General features: G+C 74.6%; 2 protein-coding genes. Both read right to left on the bottom strand.

Annotated features, from left to right (window positions below; translation table 11 throughout):
- Positions 1-1,791, bottom strand: a 1,791-nt coding sequence (locus tag E1267_RS42205) for a type I polyketide synthase (RefSeq protein ID WP_132341706.1), incomplete at its 3' end; no start/stop codon positions are given.
- A gap of 32 nt (positions 1,792-1,823) precedes the next feature.
- Positions 1,824-5,740: SDR family NAD(P)-dependent oxidoreductase (locus E1267_RS42200; protein WP_132341704.1), on the bottom strand; the 3,917-nt coding region annotated here is incomplete at its 5' end.

Genomic DNA, 5,740 nt, shown 5'->3' with positions numbered 1-5,740 from the left:
AGCCATCCGCGCCGCGAACACCGGCGAACCCTCCAGCAGCTCCACCCCCATACCAAGCCACTGCGACCCCTGACCAGGAAAGACGAACACCGTCTTACCGGCCGAACCGGCCACCCCCTGCACCACGTCGGGTACCGGCGAACCGTCCGCCAGGCCGTCCAGACCGGCCAGCAGCTCATCGCGGTCGGAGCCCACCACGACGGCGCGGTGGTCGAAGGCCGTCCGGCTGGTCAGCAGCGACCAGCCGACGTCGGCCGGGCTGTCGCCGGGACGGGAACGCGTCCACGAGGCCAGCCGCCCGGCCTGCCGCCGCAGGCTTTCCGCGCCGCGCCCCGACAACAACCAGGGCAGCGCGGGCGGCTCCTGTCGCGGCTCGTCCTCGGCCGGCGGCGCGGCGGCCGGCAGGGCCGGCGCCTCCTCGATGATCACGTGCGCGTTGGTGCCGCTCATGCCGAACGACGACACGCCGGCCCTGCGCGGCTCCGCGCCGGCCGGCCACGGCTGGGCGTCCGTCAGGAGCTCCACCGCGCCCCTCGACCAGTCGATGTGCTCCGAGCGCTCCTCCGCGTGCAGGGTCGCGGGCAGCACGCCGTTGCGCAGCGCCATCACCATCTTGATGACGCCCGCCGCGCCGGCGGCGGCCTGCGCGTGGCCGATGTTGGTCTTCACCGACCCGAGCCAGAGCGGGCGCTCCTCCGGCCGGTCCTGGCCGTAGGTGGCGATGAGCGCCTGCGCCTCGATCGGGTCGCCCAGCTCGGTGCCCGTGCCGTGCGCCTCCACGGCGTCCACCTGGACGGGCGCGAGCCTGGCGTCGGCGAGGGCCGCGCGGATGACGCGCTGCTGGGACGGGCCGTTCGGCGCCGTGAGCCCGTTGCTGGCGCCGTCCTGGTTGATCGCCGAGCCGCGGACGACGGCCAGCACGGGGTGGCCGTTGCGGCGGGCGTCCGACAGGCGCTCGACCAGGAGCACGCCCGCGCCCTCGGCGAGCGCCATGCCGTCGGCGGCCGCCGAGAACGCCTTCGAGCGGCCGTCCTTGGCCAGCGCGCGCACCCGGCTGAAGCCGATGAACGTGCCGGGCGACGACAACACGGTGACCGCTCCTGCCAGCGCCAGCGAGCAGTCGCCGTTGCGCAGCGCCCGTACCGCCAGGTGCAGCGCCACCAGCGACGACGAGCAGGCCGTGTCGATCGTGACGGCCGGCCCCTCCAGGCCCAGCGTGTACGAGATGCGGCCGGACACCACGCTCGTGGCGACGCCGGTCATCAGGTAGCCCTGCAGCTCGGGCGGCGCCTGCGTCATCAGCGTGAGGAACTCGGAGCTGTTGGCCCCCACGAACACGCCGGTCCTGCTGCCGTGCAGGGCGGCCGGGTCGATGCCGGCCCGCTCGATCGCCTCCCACGACGTCTCCAGCAGGAGCCGCTGCTGCGGGTCCATCGCCTGCGCCTCGCGCGGCGAGATGCCGAAGAACGCCGGGTCGAACGTCGTGACGTCCTTCACGAAGCCGCCCTCGCGGACGTACGAGGTGCCGAACGCGTCGGGGTCGGGGTTGTACATCGACTCCAGGTCCCAGCCGCGGTCGTCGGGCAGGCCCGAGATGGCGTCGGTCCCGCCGGACACGATCCGCCACAGGTCCTCGGGGCTCTCGATCTCCCCGGGGTAGCGGCATCCGATGCCGACGATGGCGATCGGCTCGTGCTCCTTGTCCTCGGCCGCCTGCAGCCGCTTCTTGCTGTCGTGGAGCTCGGTCGTCACCCGCTTGAGATATTCGACGAGCTGTTCCTCTGTCGCCATGGTGTGCCTTCCTAGCCGTCGGTGACGCCTGCTCAGGAGAGTCCGAGTTCGCTGTCGATGAAGTTGATGATCTCGTCGGCGGTCGCCGAGCTGAGCTGGCCCGCCACGTCCTCGGCGGCGGTGTCGGCCTCGTGGTGCCGTTCCTTCCACGAGAAGGCCAGCTGTTCGAGCCGGGAGGTGATCTCCCCGGCGGTGCCGCATCCGGCCGCCATGACGGCCAGCCGGGCCTCGATCCGGTCGAGTTCGGCCAGGATCTGCTGCTCGGCGCTGTGGGCCGGCGGCGCCAGCTCCTCCAGCAGGTGCCCGGCGAGCGCGGCGGAGTTCGGGTAGTCGAAGACCAGCGAGGCCGGCAGCCGCAGCCCGGTGACCGTCTTCAGGCGGTTGCGCAGCTCCACGGCCGTCAGCGAGTCGAACCCGATCTCCTTGAACGCCCGCGCCGGTTCGACCGCCTCGGGCCCGGGGAAGCCGAGCACCGCGGCGACGTGGCCGCGTACGAGGTCGAGCAGCATCGGCAGCCGGTCGTCGTCCGGCAGGGCGGCCAGCCGGTCGGTGAGGGACTCGCCCTGTGGCGTCTCGGCCGCCACCACCACCCGGCGGGTGGCGATGCGCACCAGGCCGCGGAACATCGGGTGCCCGAAGCCCTTGGCCGCTCCCGCGCGCAGCGTCGCGAGGTCGAGGTTGATCGGTACGAGCGCCGCCTCGTCCACGCCGAGTGCCCGGTCGAACAGGTCGAGGCCCTGCTCGATGCCGAGCGCTCCCATGCCGGACCGGCTGAGCCTGCCCAGGTCGGCCTCGTCGAGGTGCCCGGTCATGCCGCTGCCGCTCTGCGGCGTCCACAGGCCCCAGGCCAGGGACGTCCCGGCCAGGCCGTGGGCGCGGCGGTGCTGGGCGAGCGCGTCCAGGAACGTGTTGGCCGCCGCGTAGTTGCCCTGCCCCGGGCTGCCGAGCACGCCGGCCGCGCCCGAGTACAGGACGAACTGGGCCAGGTCGAGGTGCGCGGTCAGCTCGTGCAGGTTGACGGCCGCGTCCACCTTCGGGCGCAGCACGGCCGCGACCCGTTCCGGCGTGAGCGACGAGATCATGCCGTCGTCGAGCACGCCCGCCGTGCTGACGACCCCGGTGAGCGGGTGCTCGGCGGGGATCGCCGCGAGCAGCCCGGCCAGGGCGTCGCGGTCGGCGGCGTCGCAGGCGGCGATCCGTACGGTGGCGCCCAGCCCGGTCAGTTCCTCCTCCAGCGCCGCCGCGCCGTCGGCGGCGGGGCCGCGCCGGCCGGCCAGCACCAGGTGCCGTACGCCGTGCTCGGTGACCAGGCGGCGGGCGGCCATGGCGCCGAGCGCGCCGGTGCCGCCGGTGACGAGCACCGTGCCGTCGGGGTCGAACGCCGGCGGCGCGGTCAGCACGACCTTGCCGATGTGCCGGGCCTGGGCGACGTGCCGGAACGCCTCGGGGGCGCGGCGCACGTCCCAGGTCCGCAGCGGCGGGAGGCGGAGCGCGCCGCCGGCGAACAGCTCGGCGATCTCGGCCAGGATCTCGCCGGTGCGCTCCGGGGCGAGCAGGGTGAGGTCGAAGTTCTGGTAGCGAACCCCGGGCAGGCCGCCGGGGTCGCGTACGTCCGTCTTGCCCATCTCGATGAAGCGCCCGCCGGGCCGCAGCAGGCCGAGCGAGGCGTCCACGAAATCGCCCGCGAGGGAGTTGAGCACGACGTCCACGCCCGTGTCGAAGGTCTGGGCGAACTCCAGCGTCCTGGAGGAGGCGATGCGCTCCTCCGGGACTCCCAGCTCGCGTACCGCGGGCCACTTGGGCTCGCTCGCCGTGCCGTACACCTCGGCGCCCAGGTGGTGGGCGAGCTGCACGGCGGCCATGCCCACGCCGCCGGCGGCGGCGTGCACGAGCAGCGACTCGCCGGCCTGGAGGCCGGCCAGGTCCACCAGCGCGTGGTAGGCGGTGACGAAGGCGATCGGCACGGACGCGGCCTGCGCGTACGACCAGCCGGCGGGGATGCGGGCGAGCATGCGGTGGTCGGCGACCGCCTGCTGGGCGAAACCGTCGATGATGCCCATCACCCGGTCGCCCGGCGCGAAGGTGGTGACGTCGTCCGCCACCTCGATGACGACGCCGGCGCCCTCGCCGCCCATGGGCGCGTCGCCCGGGTACATGTCCAGGGCGATCAGCACGTCGCGGAAGTTCAGCCCCATGGCCCGGGTGCTGATGCGCACCTGGCCGGGAGCGAGCGGCGCGGCGGGCGCGGGGATCAGGGCGAGGTCGTCGACCGTGCCGCGGCTGGTCACGTCCAGCCGCCAGTTCGCCGCCCCGGCGGGCGGGACGAGCGCGCCGCCACTGCCCGGGCGGCCCAGGCGGGGCGCGTACGCGGTGCCCTTCCTGATCGCGAGCTGGGTCTCTCCCGTCGCGAGCGCGGCGGGCAGCGCACGGTACGACTCCGGGTCGCGGTCGAGGTCGGCGATGACGACCCGTTCGGGGGTCTCCGACTGCGCGGACCTGACCAGGCCCCAGACGGCGGCGTTGACCAGGTCCGCCACCTCGTCGTCCGCGGTGGCGCCGACCGCGCCGTGGGTGATGAGGACGAGCCTGGACGCCGGGTGGTCCTCGTCGGCCAGCCACGTCCGCAGCAGGTCGAGCACGTGGCTGGTCCGCTCGCGCACCGCCGCCGCCAGATCGCCGCCGTCCCCGCCTTCCAGCGGTACGGCCACCCAGTCGAGCACGTGCCCCCCGGCGAGCAACCCGGCCACGGTGTCGTGCCTTTCCGCTGCGGTGGGAAGGGCCGACGGGTCGCCGACGACCGCCCACCGCTGCTCTCCCGAGGGTTCGCCGGTGGGGACGGGCGCCCATTCGAGCGTGTAGAGCGCGTCGTCGTCCGTGTTGCGTGCCGGCGTGCCGAGGTGGGCGGGCAGGGGGCGCAGGATCAGCGAGTCCACGTCGGCGACGGGAACGCCGGTGCCGTCGGTGACGGCCAGCGTCACGCGGTCGGCGTCGCGGGGCGTGAGCCGGACGCGGACCGAGGCGGCCCCGGTCGCGTGCAGCCGTACGCCGGTCCAGGCGAACGGCATGCGCGGCCCGTCCTCGGCGGTGGCCGCGTCGAGCGCGACAGTGTGCAGCGCCGCGTCGAGCAGCGCGGGGTGCAGCCCGAACCCGCCGGTGTCGGTGTCGTCCGGCAGCGCGACCTCGGCGAACAGTTCGTCGTCGCGCCGCCACGCGGCCTTCAGACCCTGGAAGATCGGTCCGTAGCCGAGGCCGACCTCGCCGAGCCAGTCGTACAGGCCGTCCAGCGCGAGCGGCTGGGCGCCTTCGGGCGGCCAGGCGGCCGGCTGTTGTGCGGGAGGCGGCGTGGTCCCGGGGGCGAGCACGCCGGTGGCGTGGCAGGTCCACGGGTCGTCGGCGGCCCCGCCGTCGGGCCGGCTGTGCACGGTGAGCTGCCGGCGCCCGTCCTCGTCGGCCGCGCCGGCCGACAGCTGGAGCTGGACGGCGCCGCGCTCGGGCACGATGAGCGGCGCCTGGATGGTCAGCTCGTCAAGGACGCCGCAGCCGGCCTCGTCGCCTGCCCTGATGGCGAGGTCGACGAACGCCGTGCCGGGCAGCAGCACCTGGCCGTTGACCGCGTGGTCGGCCAGCCACGGGTGGGTTCTGAGCGACAACCTCCCGGTGAGCAGCACCGCGTCGGCGTCGGCCAGCGAGACCGCCGCGCCGAGGAGGGGGTGTCCTGCCGCGCCGAGCCCGGCGGCGCCGACGTCGCCCGCGACCACGGTGCGCTCCTCCAGCCAGAAGTGCTGGTGTTGGAAGGCGTAGGTGGGCAGGTCGATGACCTGCGGGTGGGAGCCGGCGTAGGTCTGCGGCCAGTCGATCTCGACCCCGCGTACCCACAGCTCCGCCGCGCTCGCCCACAACCGGCGCAGGCCGCCGTCGTCACGACGCAACGTGCCGCACGCCGTCACCT

Origin of the sequence: Nonomuraea longispora (genome assembly GCF_004348345.1) — a bacterium.
GTDB lineage: Bacteria > Actinomycetota > Actinomycetes > Streptosporangiales > Streptosporangiaceae > Nonomuraea > Nonomuraea longispora.
This window is presented reverse-complemented; position numbering and strand designations above follow the sequence as displayed.